This window comes from Paenibacillus macquariensis, from assembly GCF_900156375.1.
Taxonomy (GTDB): Bacteria; Bacillota; Bacilli; order Paenibacillales; family Paenibacillaceae; genus Paenibacillus_AQ; species Paenibacillus_AQ macquariensis.
In genome coordinates, this window is the sequence record NZ_FTNK01000009.1 from 223,817 (window position 1) to 243,050 (window position 19,234).

General features: G+C 44.9%; 11 protein-coding genes. All 11 read left to right on the forward strand.

Annotated features, from left to right (window positions below):
• The first annotated feature begins 2 nt into the window (after positions 1-2).
• The 11 genes from BW961_RS17300 to BW961_RS17350 all read left to right on the forward strand — a co-directional run bounded on the left by BW961_RS17300 (position 3) and on the right by BW961_RS17350 (position 19,220).
• Positions 3-1,121, forward strand: coding sequence for a carbon-phosphorus lyase complex subunit PhnI (locus BW961_RS17300; RefSeq protein WP_068588543.1), 1,119 nt, complete (start codon positions 3-5; stop codon positions 1,119-1,121).
• Positions 1,118-1,987, forward strand: coding sequence for an alpha-D-ribose 1-methylphosphonate 5-phosphate C-P-lyase PhnJ (locus BW961_RS17305; protein ID WP_068588539.1), 870 nt, complete (start codon positions 1,118-1,120; stop codon positions 1,985-1,987). The genes BW961_RS17300 and BW961_RS17305 overlap by 4 nt, the downstream gene beginning before the upstream one ends.
• Positions 1,980-2,813, forward strand: a complete 834-nt coding sequence (locus BW961_RS17310) for an ATP-binding cassette domain-containing protein (protein ID WP_068588536.1) — start codon at positions 1,980-1,982, stop codon at positions 2,811-2,813. Before BW961_RS17305 ends, BW961_RS17310 begins: the two co-directional genes overlap by 8 nt.
• Before the next feature lie 24 nt (positions 2,814-2,837).
• Entirely contained in the window at positions 2,838-3,548 is a 711-nt protein-coding gene (phnL, locus tag BW961_RS17315) for a phosphonate C-P lyase system protein PhnL (RefSeq protein ID WP_068588534.1), read from the forward strand.
• On the forward strand, positions 3,548-4,741 hold the full coding sequence (phnM, locus tag BW961_RS17320) for a phosphonate metabolism protein PhnM (RefSeq protein ID WP_068588530.1): 1,194 nt from the start codon (positions 3,548-3,550) through the stop codon (positions 4,739-4,741). The genes phnL and phnM overlap by 1 nt, the downstream gene beginning before the upstream one ends.
• Positions 4,738-5,598 carry a PHP domain-containing protein gene (locus BW961_RS17325; RefSeq protein ID WP_068588526.1) on the forward strand — a complete coding sequence of 287 codons (861 nt, stop codon included), beginning with the start codon at positions 4,738-4,740 and terminating at the stop codon, positions 5,596-5,598. Before phnM ends, BW961_RS17325 begins: the two co-directional genes overlap by 4 nt.
• A gap of 285 nt (positions 5,599-5,883) precedes the next feature.
• Positions 5,884-6,978, forward strand: a complete 1,095-nt coding sequence (locus tag BW961_RS17330; protein ID WP_068589015.1) for a putative 2-aminoethylphosphonate ABC transporter substrate-binding protein — start codon at positions 5,884-5,886, stop codon at positions 6,976-6,978.
• Positions 6,979-7,025: 47 nt separating this feature from the next.
• The gene (locus BW961_RS17335) at positions 7,026-8,021 is read left to right on the forward strand and encodes an ABC transporter ATP-binding protein (protein WP_068588524.1); all 996 of its coding nucleotides are present in this window, start codon (positions 7,026-7,028) and stop codon (positions 8,019-8,021) included.
• A gap of 42 nt (positions 8,022-8,063) precedes the next feature.
• Positions 8,064-9,830 carry a putative 2-aminoethylphosphonate ABC transporter permease subunit gene (locus tag BW961_RS17340; protein WP_068589012.1) on the forward strand — a complete coding sequence of 589 codons (1,767 nt, stop codon included), beginning with the start codon at positions 8,064-8,066 and terminating at the stop codon, positions 9,828-9,830.
• Positions 9,823-14,043: a LamG-like jellyroll fold domain-containing protein gene (locus tag BW961_RS17345; RefSeq protein WP_068588521.1), complete on the forward strand. Its 4,221-nt coding sequence runs from the start codon at positions 9,823-9,825 to the stop codon at positions 14,041-14,043. Before BW961_RS17340 ends, BW961_RS17345 begins: the two co-directional genes overlap by 8 nt.
• Complete coding sequence (locus BW961_RS17350) at positions 14,043-19,220, forward strand: DUF2341 domain-containing protein (RefSeq protein WP_068588519.1); 5,178 nt, start codon at positions 14,043-14,045, stop codon at positions 19,218-19,220. Before BW961_RS17345 ends, BW961_RS17350 begins: the two co-directional genes overlap by 1 nt.
• The last annotated feature ends 14 nt before the right edge of the window (positions 19,221-19,234 follow it).

Here is a 19,234-nt window from a genome sequence, read left to right on the forward strand (position 1 = left end):
GGATGGCATATGTAGCAGTACGAGGCGGTCAGCAAGCGATTAAAGAAGCGGAGAAATTGCTTCATTATTATCGCTTGAAAGACGGGGAACAACCCATCACCATCAATCAAATTCGCACACAGATGCGGCTTGCCGTAGATAAAGCGATGAGCGAAGGTTCACTATACGATCCTGATCTTGCTGCGCTTGCGTTGAAACAAGCTGAAGGGGATGCGATTGAAGCATCGTTCTTACTTCGGGCCTTTCGCTCGACGCTTCCACGCCAAGCGTATACGGATGCCATCGATACATCGAAGATGGAGATTGTTCGCCGTATCTCAGCGACTTTCAAAGAGGTGCCTGGAGGTCAATATCTGGGGCCGACACGTGATTATACGAAACGTTTGCTGCGCATGGAACTGATGGAGGAAACCGAGGCTGAGGCGAAAGCTACGATTAGTGAGTTCTTAGAGAATTTAAATCTGAACGCGGAAGAGGTTGAATCGGGACAAGTTCCAACATTCCCTCGCGTCATTAATTTGTTGAAAGAAGAAGGTTTGATTCATGTTCCTACTCAAGGTGAGCGTAACACAGATGGATCTGTAGATGATATCACCCGGGATGCACTTTCCTTCCCGACGTCGCGTGCCGTTCGCTTACAGGCGATGACGCGTGGTGAAACCGGGGCATTATTGGCTTTCGCTTACTCTAGCGTTAGAGGTTATGGCGACGTACATCCGACGATAGGCGAACTTCGTGTAGGTTACGTACCAGTGTATATGCCTCATCCGATTTACCCAGAGGAGACTATTGCCCTCGGCAGAATACTCGTCACCGAGGCGGAGATTGTTGTTCGACAACAAGATGAGAATGTGAGTGGAGCGGCGCAATTCGCGGTGGGATACGGGTTATGCTTCGGGCATAACGAGGATAAAGCCATCTCGATGGGCATTCTGGATCAAACGATGGTTGCCGAGAATCCTGCTTCGCCAGCACAAGATGAAGAATTCGTTCTTTATCATATTGATGGTATTGAATCTTCCGGATTTATCTCTCATTTTAAACTGCCACATTATGTGGATTTCCAAGCGGAATTGCAGCGTGTTCGCTCGATCAACCGGAAGGAGGAGAACGAAGTATGAGCATGTACAACTATGGCTTCCTCGATGAGAATACGAAACGTGAGCTTCGCCGTAAAACGCTTAAAGCTGTGGCTATTCCCGGCTACCAAGTGCCTTTCGGCTCTCGCGAAATGCCTGTAGCCCGTGGATGGGGAACAGGTGGACTACAAGTTACCTTGTCGCTTATTGGGCTTGGCGATGTCCTGAAAGTGATCGACCAAGGTAGTGATGATAGCGTGAATGCTTGTAATCTGCGCGATCTCATAAGTGAGACGAGTGAAGTGGATACAACGACGGACACGCTGGAAGCGACTGTGATCCAGACGCGTCACCGTATCCCCGAAGAGAAGATGACGGACGAACAAATTCTTGTCTTTCAGGTGCCAACACCCGAGATTCTGCGCACCGTAGAGCCCAGTGAACAGGAATCCAGACGGATGCATGCCGAGCGTGATTACAGTCGTCTGTGGGTTCACCTCTATGAGGATATCGTGGAGTGGAAAGAGATTCGTATTTCATACGATTACCCCGTTCTCGTGAACGGTCACTATATTTGCGATCCATCCCCGATTCCGCGCTTTGATGTGCCGAAGTTGCATCAGGCAGAGACGTTGTTCTTATTCGGAGCAGGTCGAGAGAAGCGTATTTATGCCATTCCCCCTCATACGGATGTCATTCCGCTTCAATTCGAGGACTATCCTTTCAATGTGGAAAGTTATGAGTCGGGTTGTGAGAAATGCGGCAGTACACATACGTACTTAGAAGAATCCTTCGATTCGAATACAGGGGAGCGGTATTTATATTGCTCAGATACGAGTTATTGCGGGAAACAACAGCTTAAAGGGCAGCATCAGCCAGTCGAAATAGGAGTGGGTTGGAATGGATAATCGCGTAAGTATTCGGAATGTCAGTAAGATCTATGGGAAAGGCTGCGACAGCTGTATCGAGCTAACGGGTCCAGAGCATGGACGTAATCGTTGTCCGAAGTGTGGAACCATCGTGGCTTGTGCAGATATTGGCTTCGACGTATATCCCGGTGAAGTGTTAGGTATTGTGGGTGAGAGTGGCTCAGGCAAAAGTACGTTGGTCAAAACACTATATTTCGACGAAGCGCCGACGACCGGTGAATTTTATTTACAAGACTTCGAAGAGGGCTTAAGCAATGTGTATGGGCTTAGTTCTCTGCAAAAGCGATACATCCGTAATCACCTGATGGGCATGGTCTATCAGAACCCACATCTGGGCTTACGCCTTGATTATTCAGCTGGGGGTAACATTGCCGAGAAGTTGTTAATGGCTGATTGGAACCATGTGGGTGACATTCGCGAACGTGCGAAGGAACTACTAACGAAGACTGAAATTCCGATTGAACGGATGGACGATAAACCGAAATACTTCAGCGGAGGTATGCAGCAACGTGTTCAAATCTCTAAGGCATTAGCGAACAATCCACCACTTCTTCTACTAGATGAAGTGACAACAGGACTCGATGTCTCTGTTCAAGCGTCCGTGCTCGATTTGATTCGCCAGATTGGACGCGAGCTTGGTATCAGCATGATCGTGGTATCTCATGATTTCTCCGTTATTCGGATGCTGACCAATCGTACGATCGTCATGAAGAACGGCCGTATCGTCGAACAAGGTTTGACTGACCAAATCATGGAGGATCCACAGCATGCCTACACACAACTGTTGATCAACTCGTTGATCTAGCGAAAGTAAAGGAGAGAAGCGATAATGACACCCCATTTGCATATCGAGAACTTAACAAAGACATTCACACTACATCAATTCGATGGTAAGCAGATTGTTGGCTGCACCGACATTAACTTAGATCTTGAACATGGTGAATTTATTGGCATTACTGGTAAAAGCGGTGCTGGAAAGTCTACCATTCTGAAATGCATCTACCGCACATATATCCCTACATCGGGCAGCATGATGTATCACTCGGATACACATGGTCTAATTGATTTGGCTAAGGCAGAAGAGCGTGACATCCTTGAGATTCGACAGAAAGAGATTGGATACGTCTCGCAATTCTTGAGAGTACTTCCGCGGGTGACAGCCCTCGACTGTGTCGTTGAAGTGCTTGTTGAGATCGGTACGGAAAAAGCCGCTGCAGTTGCAGAGGCTCGCGCGATACTAAGTCATTTTCAATTATCTGAATCACTCTGGGAGTCGTATCCCAACACGTTTAGTGGTGGGGAGAAGCTACGCCTTAATCTGGCTCGTGCGATGGTGAAACGCCCGAAATTTCTCTTGTTGGATGAACCAACGGCTTCACTAGATCAAGGTTCGAAGGCTTCCGTTCGCGATATGATTATTGAATTAAAAAGGGGCGGCACCAGCATGATCGGTATCTTTCATGATTTAGAATTTATGGAGAGCGTTGTGGACAAAGAATTTAATATGAGAAATGGCATTATGGTTGGAGGATACGCGTGATGAGATCCCGTGAGTTATTGATAACGAATGCTCATATTATTTTGCCGGATAAAGTTATAGAGGGGCATGTACACATTAAGGATGATAAGATTGCGGCTATTCTGACCGGCGAAGTGACGAGGGCTAGATTAACATCTGAAGTTCAAGTGATTGATGCAAAGGGGCTTCATTTAATGCCGGGTATCATTGAGACGCATAGTGATGCGATTGAGAAAGAGATCCAGCCCCGCCCGAACTCCATATTCCCACTAGAGATGGCGATGTATGAGTTAGAGAAGAAGATGGCTGGTGTGGGTATTACTACGCTGTATCATTCGATCAGCTCTTCGGATGGGACGTCTGTGCGTAACGATGAGGTCGTTGCTAACATCATTGCGTATGCAGCACGAAGACGCAAGGAGCCTTCTATGTTGAGACACCGCGTGCACCTACGGTATGAAATTACGAATATCGAAGGCATACCTATGGTAAGGAACATGTTGGAACAGGGTCAGATTGACCTGCTGTCTCTGATGGATCATACACCAGGACAGGGCCAATACAAGACAAAAGAATCATTACGTGATTACCTTATGGGAACGGAACATCTGAGCTTTGAGGAAGCGGGAGCTACTGTCGATGAATTGATCCAATATCAAGAGCAGGTGGATTGGGAAGAGATCAGAGAATTGATTCAACTAGCTCATTCGAAGCAAGTGCAGTTGGCTTCACATGATGACGATACATCAGAGAAAGTTCAGTTCATGCGAGGATTGGGTATCTTGATTAGTGAATTTCCAGTAAGTATGGAAGCCGCTAAAGCTGCTAAATCTTCAGGCATGTATGTAAGTGTAGGGGCGCCGAATATCGTACGAGGTTCTTCACATAATCGGAACTTGCGCGCTATGGATGCGATTGAAGCTGGTGTAGTTGATATTCTTTGTTCGGATTATCATCCGCCTTCTCTTTTGCCTGCTGTAAGTATCATTGGGAATACGGATGTTGGTCTGGCCCATGCTGTACGTATGGTGACACTGAACCCTGCCTTGGCACTCGGGATTGATCAAGATTATGGCTCCATTGAAGTTGGAAAAGTGGCAGATTTAGTTCTGCTAGAAATGAAGAATGGGTATCCGTTAGCTCGCAAAACGATGATTGGGGGACATTTCGTCTATCAATCCGACTATTATTTCCAAGGAGTTGAAGCGAGATGATCGATCTTCATTGTCACACTAATATCTCTGACAATTCGTATAGCATCGAAGAAGTTATTCAATTGGCTAAGGAGCACGGTGTCGAACATTTGGCTATTACGGATCACGATACAACGAAAGGATTACCTAGCGCAATTATGCTTGGCGCGGAGTACGGTGTAAATATTATTCCTGGCATTGAAATCTCGGCATTTGATTTCAGTCGGGGCACCCGCGCTCATATTTTGGGATATGATGTGACACCGGGACATGCGGCGATCTCTCAATTGTGTGATCCTCTCATTAAGCAGAGACATGAAGCATCTTATCATATGGTGGAACGGATTATTGAGGCAGGATATGACATTAGCTGGTATGGAGTCAGTCAGTATGCCGTTGGAGGGACGGGTGTTTACAAACAGCATATTATGCACGCTTTGTTGGATGCGGGTTATACATCAACCATTTATGGCGAGTTATACAAAAAGCTGTTTGCTCGTGGCGATGAAGATAAAGGCATTCCAAAAGGTCTTGCGTATACATCGATTACTTACATTGATATGTTCGATGCGGTGAAAGCCATCACGGAAGCAGGCGGCGTGCCTGTGCTGGCTCATCCAGGGCAAATGCATAATTTCCCGGCCATTTCCGAACTTGTCGATGCTGGACTTCAAGGGATTGAAGTATGGCATCCTTCACACGATACAGCAACAGAAGAGCGAGCTAAGGCTGCCGCTGCCGAGTTCAACCTGCTTCAAACCGGTGGTTCGGACTTTCATGGATTTTACACTGATTCCCAAAGGTTCCATTTAGGGAGCAAAAGTCCGGGACTTGAGAATCTAGAAACACTGCGTAGCCGAGCTGGTAGAAAGGTTTGACCGTACGGAATTAAAGTATTCATTAACAAAGAAGACTGCCGCGATATTATATAAGGCAGTCTTCTTTGTTGTTCCATCTATAAGAATGGAATGAGTGTCCATTTACTATTCACAAGTAAATATTCCTATATTTTTCTATTTGTAGGCCAATCAATCCAAAAAACAACATAAATAAAGAAACATTAACATAAAACAAGAAAGTTTAACCTTTATTTAATACAGCGTTAACAAAAGGGGGGTAAAGTGAAAGGAGCAATTAAACGTACATATGAGAGGGAGAATGAAATGAAAAAGTGGGTTAGTTTACTGTTGGTATCTATGATGGCGATGTCCATCACTGCAGGTTGTGGGAATAATTCAAAGGATGCGCTTAACGGTAAGGCAACAAATAGCGGAGAAAAGCAATCAGTAGAAACAAAGAATAATAAAGAAATTACGGTGTACACGGCATTGGAAGATGATCAGATACAAGCGTATCTTACATCGTATAATACGCAACACCCTGAAACGAAGGTCAATATTGTTCGTGACTCAACAGGAATTATTACAGCTAAACTGCTTGCGGAGAAAGACAACCCAGTTGCTGATGCAGTATGGGGATTGGCAGCAACATCCTTACTTGCTTTAGATAAAGAAGGTTTGCTTGAGCCATATGCTCCAGTGGGATTAGATCGCATTCAGGATAAATTCAGAGATAACGCTGAAACACCAAAATGGGTCGGAATTGACGCATGGGAAACAGCGCTTATTGTGAACACAGTCGAGTTAGAAAAGAAAAATCTACCTATTCCAACATCTTATGAGGATCTGACAAAGCCCGAATATAAAGGCATGATCGTAATGCCTAACCCTGCTTCCTCAGGCACTGGATTCTTGGATGTAGCGGGTTGGCTGCAATTGATGGGTGAAGATAAGGGTTGGGCGTTTATGGACAAGCTTCATGAGAATGTCCAAGCCTATACGCATTCCGGTTCAAAACCAGCCAAAATGGCTGCTTCAGGTGAAGCGGTAATCGGAATTTCATTCGGGTATCGTGGAATTACAGAGAAGAAAAAAGGGGCTCCAGTTGAAGTTGTGTTCCCGTCCGAAGGCTCTGGCTGGGATGTTGAAGCGAATGGCCTGATTAAGAAACCTGAAATGAAAGCAGAAGCAAAACAATTTCTAGATTGGGCAATCTCTGATGAGCCAATGAAAGAATATAACAAGAACTATGCCATTATTGCTGTTAAAGGTGAAGGTACGGTAATTCCTGAGGGCTACTCAAAGAACCCAATCGAACAATTGATTAAGTATGATTTGGTTAAATCCGCAGACAGTCGTGATGCGGTACTAGCAGAGTGGTCCAAGCGTTATGACGGGAAAAGTGAACCGAAGTCGTAATTCACACTTATTCAAAAGTAGATTCTAAATTAACGAGGAGTTTTGAAATGACATCATTGCCTTATCTATCTATACAACATGTCACGAAAACCTTCGGCTCGTTCACCGCGCTAAATGATATTACTGTTGATGTCTCCAAGGGGCAGTTCACCTGCCTCTTGGGTCCTAGTGGTTGCGGGAAAACGACGCTGATGCGTATTATTGCCGGTCTTGAACAGCCGGATCAAGGGTGCGTTAAAGTCAATGGCAACGATATTACATCGCTACCAGCGGGGGAACGAAATGTCGGCATGGTATTTCAATCCTATGCCTTATTTCCTAACATGAGTGCGTCGCAGAACATCGCTTTTGCACTGAAAGGTAAATTGTCGAAATCAGAAATTACTGAAAAGACAACCGAGATGCTAGATCTTGTCGGATTAGCTCATTTAAAGGATCGTTATCCGGTTCAACTGTCGGGAGGACAACAGCAGCGCGTTGCATTGGCAAGAGCCATTGCTTTATCTCCCGATTTTTTGTTGCTTGATGAACCGCTGTCCGCGCTGGATGCCAAAGTTCGCCATAAGCTTCGGAAGGAGCTGCGCGAATTGCAGGAAAAGTTGGGTATTACGACGATTATGGTCACGCACGACCAAGAAGAAGCCTTGACGATGGCGGACCAAATTGTAGTCATGAATGATGCAGAAATCGAACAGATCGGCTCGCCACGCGATGTGTATCAAGTTCCTGCGTCCCCTTTTGTCGCTGATTTTATCGGTTCAGTCAATCTAATTCCTCTTCAGGATGATCGGGTAATGGCCATCCGACCGGAATATATTCAGATTCAACCGTCACAAGTAGAGGGGTCCGTCCCTGCCATTGTGCAACAAGTAGAATTTCGTGGGATATACAGCAGAGTCTATTTGAAGCTTAGCAACCAAGCTTGGGTGGACAAAGAAGTGTCCGTAGATGTATTGGATCATGACGTGAGTCACCTTAATCTTGCGCGACAATCCGTTGTCCATTTATTAATGCCGGAACGTCGTCTCATTCACTTTACATAAGGATTCAGCAACTCACTGCAATACGAAAGGTTGACATTCATGATGCACAGTCGAAAAAAAACGCAATCCTACGGAGTGAACGAACGCCATCAAGTCGTATGGCTCATTGTGTTGGCGTTTCTGATGTTCGTATCCATCGTTTTCCCTTTATTCCAATTGTTTCGTAAAGCATTTATCGACAGTAAAACCCTTGAAGTGGGTTTTTCCAATTTCATCACCTATTTTCAAACCCCTTCATTATCGCATTCCATTATCAATACGTTGAACATTTCGTTGTGGACGACGGTTATTTCGGTCATTTTGGCCTTTATTTTTGCCTATGCGATGGCTAGGACAGGAATTGCAGCCAAACCATTATTTCGATATATTGCGATGCTCCCTTTATTTACGCCAACGATGATGCACGGAATCGGACTGACCTATTTATTCGGCAATCAGGGGTTATTTACGACAGGCTTCTTCGGTTGGTTACCCTTCTCATTCGATATTCACCTGTACGGTCCCGTAGGGATCATCATTTCCGAGGTAATCTACACCTTTCCTCAAGCATTTCTCATTCTATCGATTTCATTAGCCGTGACAGATTACCGTATGTATGAAGCTGCGGAAACGATGGGCGTCGGGAAAATAAGTCAGTTTTTCAACATCACGCTACCTAGTGTGAAATTCGGGATCATTAGTACCTGTTTTGTATGTTTTACACTCAGCTTTACAGATTTCGGAGCTCCGAAGGTCGTCGGAGGTCAATACAATGTGTTAGCTACAGATATTTTTAAGCAAGTGATTGGGCAACAGAATATGTCGATGGGTGCGGTAGTAGGCATGATTCTTATTGTACCGTCCATTTGCTCATTTATCGTTGATCGCATCATTTCTAGGAAACAACAAGGTACATTTACAGCGAAATCAACCGTATATGTGATTAGGAAAAGCCGGATGAGAGACTTTTGGCTTACGTTGTACTGTTCTCTCATTTCCGGTTGTATTGTGCTGTTATTTGTGGCAGTGGGCTTTGCCTCAATGGTTACAATATGGCCGTACAACTTAACACTGTCATTCGATCATTATCGTTTTTACAACGCTGCTGGGGCGGGCCTAAGTCCGTTCTTCAACAGTGTAACCATGTCATTCTATACAGCTATTATTGGCACAGCGGTCATCTTCTTTATCGCCTATATGACGGAGAAAATCAGATTGTTTGCGCCTTTACGGCAGCTACTCTACTTCTTGGCCATGATTCCGCTGGCATTACCCGGCATTGTCATCGGTTTGGCTTTCATCTTCTTCTTTAATTTGCCGAATAATCCGCTCCACTTCATGTATAACACGATGACCATTCTGGTGTTAGCTAATATCGTCCATTTCTTCTCCGTTAACTTTCTGTCGGCAACGACAGCACTTAAGCAGTTAGACAAAGAGATGGAACAAGCAGCAGATTCAATGAACGTCTCTTTTTACAGAACGTTCTTTCGCGTTACCGTTCCGATGTGTATGCCTGCGATTACAGGGATGATGGTGTATTTGTTTGTTAACTCCATGGTCACTGTATCGGCGCTGGTATTTCTGTACGGTGCGGACTTGAAACCGGCTTCCGTTGCTATTGTCAATATGGAAGATGCCGGGGATGTGGCTGAAGCAGCGGCAATGTCGATGTTGATCTTACTGGTTAATTTGGGCGTGAAGGGTGGCTATGAGGGACTGGTTGCCCTTATCACCAAACATCGTTCCAAGAGAAGTGACAAGTTGAGAATCAAGGCGAGTAGCCTGAATTCGATAAAAAAATCGGTAGGAGTGGATGCGCATGTTTAATCGAAATGTCAAAAAAGTCTTATCCTCTGTCATGGTCTTAACAATTGCGATGCAGCTTGCGATATGGCCTGCGCCGGTTTCACACGCGGCAAGCGGATGTAGTGCGCCGGTTGCCGATCTGGTCGATTTCGACTTTAACGATTCAATGACAGATGACAAGTCGCCACGAAATGTAGACGGTACAGCATTCGGAAATCCGTCAATCGTCTATGAGCCTGCGCTAGGGAAAAAAGTGCTGAGCTTAAACGGCAACGGCCAATTTATTATGATTCCAGACTCTGCTGCTTTAGATATTACAGGTCCATTTACAATGCTCATACAATTTAGCACCAGCTCGTTGACAGGTGAGAAGGGCCTATTCGGTAAAACGCAAGCCGGAGGTTACGGGCTAGAAGTTAATCCTAATAAAATTGAATCTTGGAATTATATTGGCGGTGCTTATCGTAAACTGGCTAGCCCCGCACTCGTAGCCAATAAATATTATGATGCAGCCATTGTCTATACGGGAACACAACACACTTTGTATGTCGACGGTAAAGTAGTCGCAACTGAAGCACGTACGGGTGCAGTATCAACAAATGATGTGCCATTAGCTATCGGCACAGATCCGCAGACAGCAACAACAGGGCAGCTCCATTTCACAGGGAAAATTGGTTATGCCAAGATGTTCAATAAAGGGCTGACAGCTGACGAACTGCAATGCTATTACGACACAACAGGCATAATGGCTGATCATCAAATTCCTACATGGGGGACAGGCAGTCAAGTGACAGGGGTACAAATAGACCCGACGAACTATATTCTGAACTGGACTGCTGCAGCAGACGATAAAGGGATAACCCAATATCGTGTTTATCGAAACGGATCACTAATTTCAACCGTTGCAGGAAACTTAACCAGTTATAGCTTTCGTGAAATGCTTCCCGGAGAGAAGGGGTCCTTCAAGATAGAAGCGGGTGATGCTGCTGGTAACTGGACAACGGACGGACCTTCTTTCCAGTATGACATACCAGGCACATTGTGGCCTACAAGCCAATCATTAACGCTAACACCGATGGGGCTTACGAGCCTTAAGATCGAATGGCCAGCAGCCTTCGATGAACAAGTTATCACCCAATATCGCGTGTATTTGGACGGTACGTTGTTATCTACGCATCCTTCTTCTGAACATCAGACCACGCTTCAAGCGATTCCTCCCGGAACTACGCATACGATTGAAGTTGAAGCGGGAACGGCTTCCGGCATCTGGGCGACCGGTAGGTTAACGAATACCTTGACGATGCCGGGATTCGATATTGTGGCGCCTGTGGGAATGAATCCGGATTTGCTAGATCTTTCTTTTGAACAGGCAGTCATTGAAGACAAGAGCATCCTGCACAATGATGTTTTAACGGACCAAGATCCTAATTTGTACTTTCACCCTGCTTTTAATAAAAGGGTACTGGATGTAGATGGATCCTACTATGCTCGCATTCCTCATCAGGAAGCGCTAAGTCCAATGTATTTAACATTGGCAACGTCCTTTATGCTTGATGATCTTTATCGAAATCAGACCCTTATCGGAAAAACAAATCACTCTGATTACACATTAGAATTTAATCCGATTACGAAGAAACTGGAAGCTTGGTTTTTGATTCGTAAAATCAATGGGCAAGAATCCTATGTGATCGTGGAGAGCAAAGATACAATCACGACGCAACAAGTGTATTATGCAACGGCAACATACGACGGCGCGACAGCAAAGCTATATTTAAACGGTACCCTTGTGGGTAGTAAGCCCATTACTGGTGTTGTAGCGGGTGCAAGAAAAGTTGATTTACTCATCGGTGCTAATGCAGCAGGTGACGGAGCTAAGAATTACATGGACGGAAAAATAGGTTTCGTTCACCTGTACAGCAAGGTGCTTGAGGCAGCTAGCGTTAAGGACTTATATGACCGAATGACGAGCGTAGCACCAGTTACGATTTCAGCATTACGATGGGAAGTTCCGCAAGAAATATATGTGGGCACGACAGAGCAAGCCAAGATCATTCTTGTCGCATCTGACGGATCGGAAAGGGTTGCTGAGAGCGGAATAAGCTATAAGAGTCTTACGCCGAATATCGCGACTGTAACGGAAAATGGTTTGATCACACCTCTTCAGGCAGGTTCAGCTGTGCTGAAAGCGACTTTTGAAGGGGTTAGCGCGAACGTCTCAATTACGGTAAAGAATAAAATTCCGCAATCCTTGACGATCGTAGGTCCTTCCGTGGTCCGCACAGGTGAACAAGCGGATCTCAGCTTATATGTTAACTATGATAATGGAGAATCGGAGATGCTGACTTCGGGTAATGTATACAGCTCGAATCAGCCAAGTATTGCAACCATTTCCCCTGAAGGCAAACTTACTGCTCTAAAAGAAGGTAAGGCGATCATTCATGCTGAGTCTTTGGGTATGAATGCAGACTTGAGGGTTCAAGTCGTGGGTGGTGCATCCGAGATTAAATCATTGAAATTCACGGGCCCTTTGATGTTGTACGTAGGTCAAAAGGGATCCACCGTTCTAAATGCCGTTTACTCGGACAATTCCGAAATAACGATAACGCAGGATGTGCGATATGAGAGTGATAACCCTTCAGTGGCATCCATTGATGCTGTAACGGGTGTAATCGAAGCAGTGCAAGCAGGATCAGCCTATATTTCAGCGATTTATCAAGGGTACGAAGTCGGGTACGGCGTGACCGTGCAGCAACCTAAGCTTCGTTCAGTGAGAATTACAGGAACGTTAACTACGATTCGAACTGGTGATTCCTTCGACCTCAAAGCGGAAGCGTTGTACAGTGACGATTCGGTAGTTGATATCACGAAGGCAGCAAATTGGTCGATTGCGAACGAAAGCTTAATAAAGATGAAAGAACCGGGTTCCTTTACGGCATTAATTCCAGGAAAGACGATGATTACAGCGGTTTATAACGACATGATAAGTAATTACGAAATGACGATAGAGCCTTCTTCATCGAACAACGATAACAACAATGGTAATGGCGGTAACAACAATAATGGTAGCGGTGGCAACAATAGCAATAATAGTAGTAATGGAGCTGGTTCAAGTGTTGGAGTAACCAACCCGACTACATCCAATAGGATAGTCATCACCGACGCTGATCTTAAGAATAAGAACCTATATCCAATATCAACGGATACAGCTGAGTTGGTGTTCCCGGTAAATGCCAGCAATCTCCTCGGCGATAATAGCTTTAAGCTACAGGGTAATGGTATGCAATTAAACTTACCTTCAAGCCTATTCAAAGCTGCTATGAAAGAGGGATCCAACGGAGGGTTAACTTTCTCTTGGTCTAATGCTGATGTTCCGAATGTTGAATTGAAACAATGGATGAGTCAAGCGAATATGCCAGATTCCGTAAACATGAATGTAGCATCTAAAGCCCACATCATCACGGTTAGCGTGAAAGATGGAAGCTCGCAAAGTACACCAGTCCAGTTGATGGACCCCGTACATGCAGTATTCTCATATAAGTCGGATGCTAAGAAATCATTGCTAGGTGTGTATCAAAGACTGAGCGACGGAACGATCAAGTACATCGGTGGCCAAGTAACATCCAATGGAATCGAGGCGGATGTAACGCTAAACGGGCAATATATCGTGATGACCTATGAAAAGAATTACAAGGATGTTAATGGAACACATTGGGCTTTAGATGCTATTCAAGCATTAACCGCCAAACATATTGCTGAAGGTACGAGCGAGGATTATTTCGAACCATCCCGTAGCATCACGCGAGCAGAGTTCGTTGCTTTATTGGTTAGATCTCTGAATATTCCGTTGCAAGGTTCGCAAAATTTCTCGGATGTCTCTAAAGATACATGGTATGCAACCTATGTAGGGGCAGCGGTGAAAGCAGGCTGGGTAAATGGACAACAAGGCGACAAATTCGCTCCAGAAGCACCCATTTCAAGAGAAGAAATGACGGTTCTGCTTGCCCGGGCCTATAGTTTTCTGAAGGGGAATGATGCAACGGTGAGTATGCCTAAGTATACGGATGCAACGAAATTGTCTGCTTGGTCTGTCTCCGCCGTTCAACAGATGTCTTCTATCGGCATCATAAAAGGAGCAAGTAACGGTAAGTTTGAGCCACAGCGCTCAGCTACTCGTGCAGAGTCCGTTCAAGTGATTGTGAATTTGTTGAATACATTGGGAGGTGTGACTGAGTAATGACAACTTTTCCTCGAGCAAAAAAATATGTAGGCATGTTCATGGCTCTACTGATGGCCTGTCAATTAACATTAAACGTCCAAAGTCCACAGGCTTATGCAAGCAGTTCATCGAAGATTTCAGACTGGGCGGATTCTAATCGCAACTATAGAATGAAGCTTTCTTTTGACAACATCGCATCTAATGAAAACTTACTGAATTTCTCGGTTCCCGTACGATTGGATACCTCCAAGATTGATTATGCCGTGACGGGACCTACGGACCTACAATTTTATGATGAAGATCAGTTAACAGTACTACCCTATGAGGTTGAGAAATGGGACGCGCAAGGTGAAAGCATTGTCTGGGTAAAAGTACCCCAAATTGATGGCAAATCAAGCACGGATCATATGTGGTTGTATTATGGTGGAAGTTCAAAGGCAGTCAACAATGCCAAGCAAGTATGGGATCCGAGTTATTTACTCGTCTATCATTTCGGAGAGAGAATCGAAGATTACTACACCAAGCCATCCGCAGTGAAACAATTTCAGGACTCCACCGCAAACAATAATATAGGCTTAAGACAAAGTGTAGGGGCGACTGAAAGTGGTACTTCTTACAGTTTGGAAGGGCAAGATCCCAAATATAATCGCATTGGCAAATACTACGAAAGTCATCGTGGTGGGATTCGGTCGACGAACGGGAATGTCGGAGATGGAGAGAAACAAATGACCATTGGAGGTTGGGTTCGTGCAAATGAGTACGAGTTGAAGCAAAACTACTATGTGATATCCCGGGCACGCGACGGTGACAATGCCAATGAAGCCTTCTCGATCAGGATAAACGGTGGGAAATGGAAGGCGAACGTGTATACCAATAGTGTTGACTCTGCTGTGAACGGATATGCACCCACGGGAGAGATGGATGCTGGAACGGTCGATGCGAATTGGACTTATTTATCTCTTACCTATGATAGCACCAAAGCAAGCAATAACTTAAAGTTATACAGAGATGGGGTTGAGGTAGCTTCCACAACAAGGGAGGGAGCTATTATTAAAACCTCGGGGGCGGCCTCACCTTTGACGATAGGAAAGGCCTCTGATGCAGGAATGACGGGTGGCGCATTCCATGGTGGCGTGGATGAAGTCAGAGTATCGCGTGCAGCCAGAAGTGCAGACTGGATCCAAGCTGAGTATGCGAGTATGACGGATTCGTTCCTCCTCTATGGAACGAAAGAGTCGCAAAATTCAGAATTAATTATGACCTTGTTGCAACCGAAAGACGGTGAGGTCTACTATTCCCCTGAATTAAGCTTTACGGGCATCCTCAACAAGCCTTCTAAAGTGACGTATACGTTAAACGGAGGACAGCCTGTTGAGACGGACACGGATGCATCAGGTCTGATCCAGGTTAATTTGACTGGGCTCAAGAGTGGTGTTCAACAGTTGAATGTAAAGGCTGTATCTCTTTCGGATACCAACGAGACGACAGAGAAGACGGTTAACTTCAGCATTGACGGTTCAGCGTTAAGCCCAATGGTGACGCCATCTGGACAGTCAGGTACACTCACACAGCAATCGAATGCTGTTCCGCTACAAGTGCAGGTAAACGACCCAACGGGTGACCCGGTAGACGTCGAATTTTATGAGAAGGACATTAAATTAACGAAGGATTTCTCATCCAAGATCAGCACTGATGTGGCGTATGATCGTACGAATAGTATGACAGCGCCAGCGAATACGACCATTACGAGTGAGACGCAATTGTCCTCAAAGGGTTACGATCAAATTGCCGCTGAGGATAACGAATATTTTAACAGTCGTTCTTTGAGCAACTACCCTTATCAGCGTTTTGATCTGAGCGTATCGGAAGATCTGAAGGGTATCAATAAGCTGGAGGTCGTTTGGAAAGGGCATACCAACGAGAAGATGATGATGTATGCATGGAATAACACCAACAGTCGCTGGGAGTTAATCGGATCAGGAAACGGCTCTGAAGATCAGAAAGATTTTAAGATAAAAGGAACGCTAAATACGGCAACGATGATTAACAGCACAACCAAAGTAGGTAAATTATATGTTGCCTCGACACAGCGTGATATATCTAAGCCAGCGAAAATTCCGAATCGCTCAGACTATGACTTTTCATTCGTATGGATGACGGATACGCAGTATCAGTCGGAATCTTTTCCACATATTTTCGATAAAGAAACGCAATGGATAGCTGATCATAAAGATGAGTTAGGTATTAAATATGTGGCCCATACGGGGGACATCGTTAATACGGCAACAGCACAATCCCAATGGATTAATGCAGACCACAGTATGAAAATACTTGACGATGCTAATGTGCCATATGGCGTCATTCAAGGAAATCATGATGTTAATGCCTACTACTTTGATTATTTCGGTCAATCGAGGTTTGCTAACAAGCCTTACTATGCAGGAAATACGAACAATAACAAAAACCATTATGACTTGATTTCGGCGAACGGAACCGACTTCATCATTATGTATCTGGGTTGGGGTTACACCCAGTCGGATATGGATTGGGCGAACGGAATTTTACAGCAATATAAAGATAGAAAAGCGATCTTAGCTGTCCACGAATATCTCTATTATGATTCAGGTAACTATGGAACCGACGATGTTGTGGATGCCGTGGATTTGATGAACAAAGTGGTAGCACCCAATAGCAATGTATTCATGGTGCTTTGCGGCCATCATCAAGCTGCCATATACAATGTGAAGCGCATCGGAGGAAAAGTCGTCTATGAAAATTTACACGATTATCAAGATGTAGCGCTCGGAGGTGCGGCTTCATTCCGAATGATGTATTTCAATATGAAGGATCAAGAGTTATATATGGTTCCGTATTCGGCAGTGACCAATGAGAACACGGGGTACTTTCAGTCTAAGTTCGAAGCATATACGATTCCATTAAACCCACGCCAAGGGAATATTGAGTTGGCTACGGATTATATAGGAGTTCAGGGAAGCCAGATCAACTCACTTGGCAAGGTACCGGCGGTTGATGGGAGAGCAGAGTTTGTGTGGAATAACAGACAAGCTGGACAACCCTATACTTGGTATGCGCAAGCTTCCGATTCCGTTAATACAACGAAATCGGAAGAACGCAGCTTTACAATTCAAGCATCGGTTATTGAATCTCTTCGTCTTAAAGGGCTTGCTCCTATGAGTGTGGGCGAGCAGTTGCATTCGGTCGTGGAAGCTGTATATTCGGATGGGAGCATAACATTAGACGTACCGAATATGGTATTTACAAGCAGTCAACCGGAGATCGCAGAGGTTGATACTGATGGTGTTGTGACTGCCAAACAAGATGGAGAAACGTTAATTACCGTAAATTCAGGGCGTTTATCCGCATCCTATAAACTATTAGTAACATCGGATGTGATTGCTCAACCAGATATGCAGTCCATTCGCTTGGACAACCTGAACAATGTGAAGGTAGGAGAGACGCTTCAAGCTGTAGTCACAGCGCAATATACCGATCAAACGGAGCAAACGTTGTTGGGTCCAGGGATTCCAGCGGTTGAAGGAATAACATTGTTATCGGCAGACCCTACCGTTGTTTCCGTTGATGTAGGATCTGGTGTGTTAACGGCGCTGAAAGAGGGGTCTACAGTAGTCTCCGCAACATATGGCGTATTTCAGAGTACAGTTCAGTTGATGGTGACGGCTGATGCAGGGACGGAGCAGCCTAAGCCAGTGCTTCAATCCCTACAAATTTATGGTGCCAATAAACTAAATGTAAACGATGGAACACAATTGAAATTGTCCGCACAATACAGTGACGGAAGTCAACAAATGGTTTCCGAAGATGTTCAGTATAGTAGTAGTAATGCAGCTGTAGTGACTGTCGACGCAACAGGAGTAGTTAAAGCGTTAAGTAAAGGAAAAGCGAGCATCACCGCATATTTCGGAACCTTAATGGCATCGTTTGACATTGAAGTCATCAACAGAGAAGGTAATGGTTCAAATAGCGGAGGCGGAGGGAACGGTGGGAATGGTGGGAACGGAAATTCAGGTGCTGTTGTGACACCTAATGTACCTAGCCAGAATCAAGAATCAATTCAAGTGGTTAAACCTAAGGATCTCAAACCAGGCAGTAGTCTTAAATCAGTGAGTGTTACGATTCCCGATTCTAAGACAGAAGTTCAGATCCCTTATTCGTTAGCTGATATTAGTGCAGAGCTAATTGATGTTGTGTTTCCATGGGGGACGGTTCAAGTTGCAAGGTCCGAGCTTGAAGAAGTCGGAAAGGGAATGTCCAAGGAACAACAAGCGAAGGCGCAATTAACCATATCCTATCATCCGATTACCGATGATTTAGATGCAACATTGAAATCGCAAGGTGCAGCAGCTATTCGTTTAATGTCACCTATGGTTAGCATTCTCTGGGCATCTTCTGAAGGCTCGAATCAAATCGTACAAGATCGTAAGATTCAAATTTCTGCACCCGTTAAGGAAAATATGAATGGGAAACGTATAGGACTGTATAACATTTTTGACGAGAGTAATATGAGACTTACGGATTTTGATACGATTTTAAAGGACAAACAAGGATCCTATAAGATTGTGGGCAATGGTCAATATATGATCTTGGAGTATGAAGCGAAATATGCCGATCTCAATAAGCACTGGGCCGAAACTGCTGTTGTTGATCTAAGTGCGCGAGACTTATTCCGAGATTTCATTGAAGGGTCTACGTTTAGCGAAAGTCCGCTCCAGTTCAAACCCAATGTAACCATGACACGTGCGGAGACCGCCGCTCTTCTTGCTCGTGCATCAGGATTATCGGGTAGCGCAGAGCCTTCGTTTACGGATGTGAAAAAAGGAATGTGGTACAACAACGACCTTTCTGCAGCAGCTACATCCGGGCTAGTACAAGGGGTTAACCAGAATACATTCATGCCGGATGGAAACGTCACACGGGAACAATTTGCGGTGATGCTTGTACGTGCTTGGAAGTTAACCCATAAGGAAAGCCCTGTGCTTGGTACAACGAAATATAAGGATAACAAATCGATAAGTTCTTGGGCGCAAGCTTCAATAGATCAGGCAACAGCACTTCATTTACTGAAGGGACAAACAAACGGGAATTTTGCTCCAAAAGGTTTAGTAACCCGAGCGGAAGCCGCTCAAGCGATCCACAACCTACTTGAATCTTTGTAGTAACCAGATATACT

Coding starts and splice junctions, on each gene's coding strand:
- BW961_RS17325 (WP_068588526.1), top strand. CDS start 4,738: ATGATCGATCTTCATTGTCACACTAATATCTCTGACAATTCGTATAGC.
- BW961_RS17345 (WP_068588521.1), top strand. CDS start 9,823: ATGTTTAATCGAAATGTCAAAAAAGTCTTATCCTCTGTCATGGTCTTA.
- BW961_RS17300 (WP_068588543.1), top strand. CDS start 3: ATGGCATATGTAGCAGTACGAGGCGGTCAGCAAGCGATTAAAGAAGCG.
- BW961_RS17330 (WP_068589015.1), top strand. CDS start 5,884: ATGAAAAAGTGGGTTAGTTTACTGTTGGTATCTATGATGGCGATGTCC.
- BW961_RS17335 (WP_068588524.1), top strand. CDS start 7,026: ATGACATCATTGCCTTATCTATCTATACAACATGTCACGAAAACCTTC.
- BW961_RS17340 (WP_068589012.1), top strand. CDS start 8,064: ATGCACAGTCGAAAAAAAACGCAATCCTACGGAGTGAACGAACGCCAT.
- BW961_RS17305 (WP_068588539.1), top strand. CDS start 1,118: ATGAGCATGTACAACTATGGCTTCCTCGATGAGAATACGAAACGTGAG.
- BW961_RS17350 (WP_068588519.1), top strand. CDS start 14,043: ATGACAACTTTTCCTCGAGCAAAAAAATATGTAGGCATGTTCATGGCT.
- phnM (WP_068588530.1), top strand. CDS start 3,548: ATGAGATCCCGTGAGTTATTGATAACGAATGCTCATATTATTTTGCCG.
- BW961_RS17310 (WP_068588536.1), top strand. CDS start 1,980: ATGGATAATCGCGTAAGTATTCGGAATGTCAGTAAGATCTATGGGAAA.
- phnL (WP_068588534.1), top strand. CDS start 2,838: ATGACACCCCATTTGCATATCGAGAACTTAACAAAGACATTCACACTA.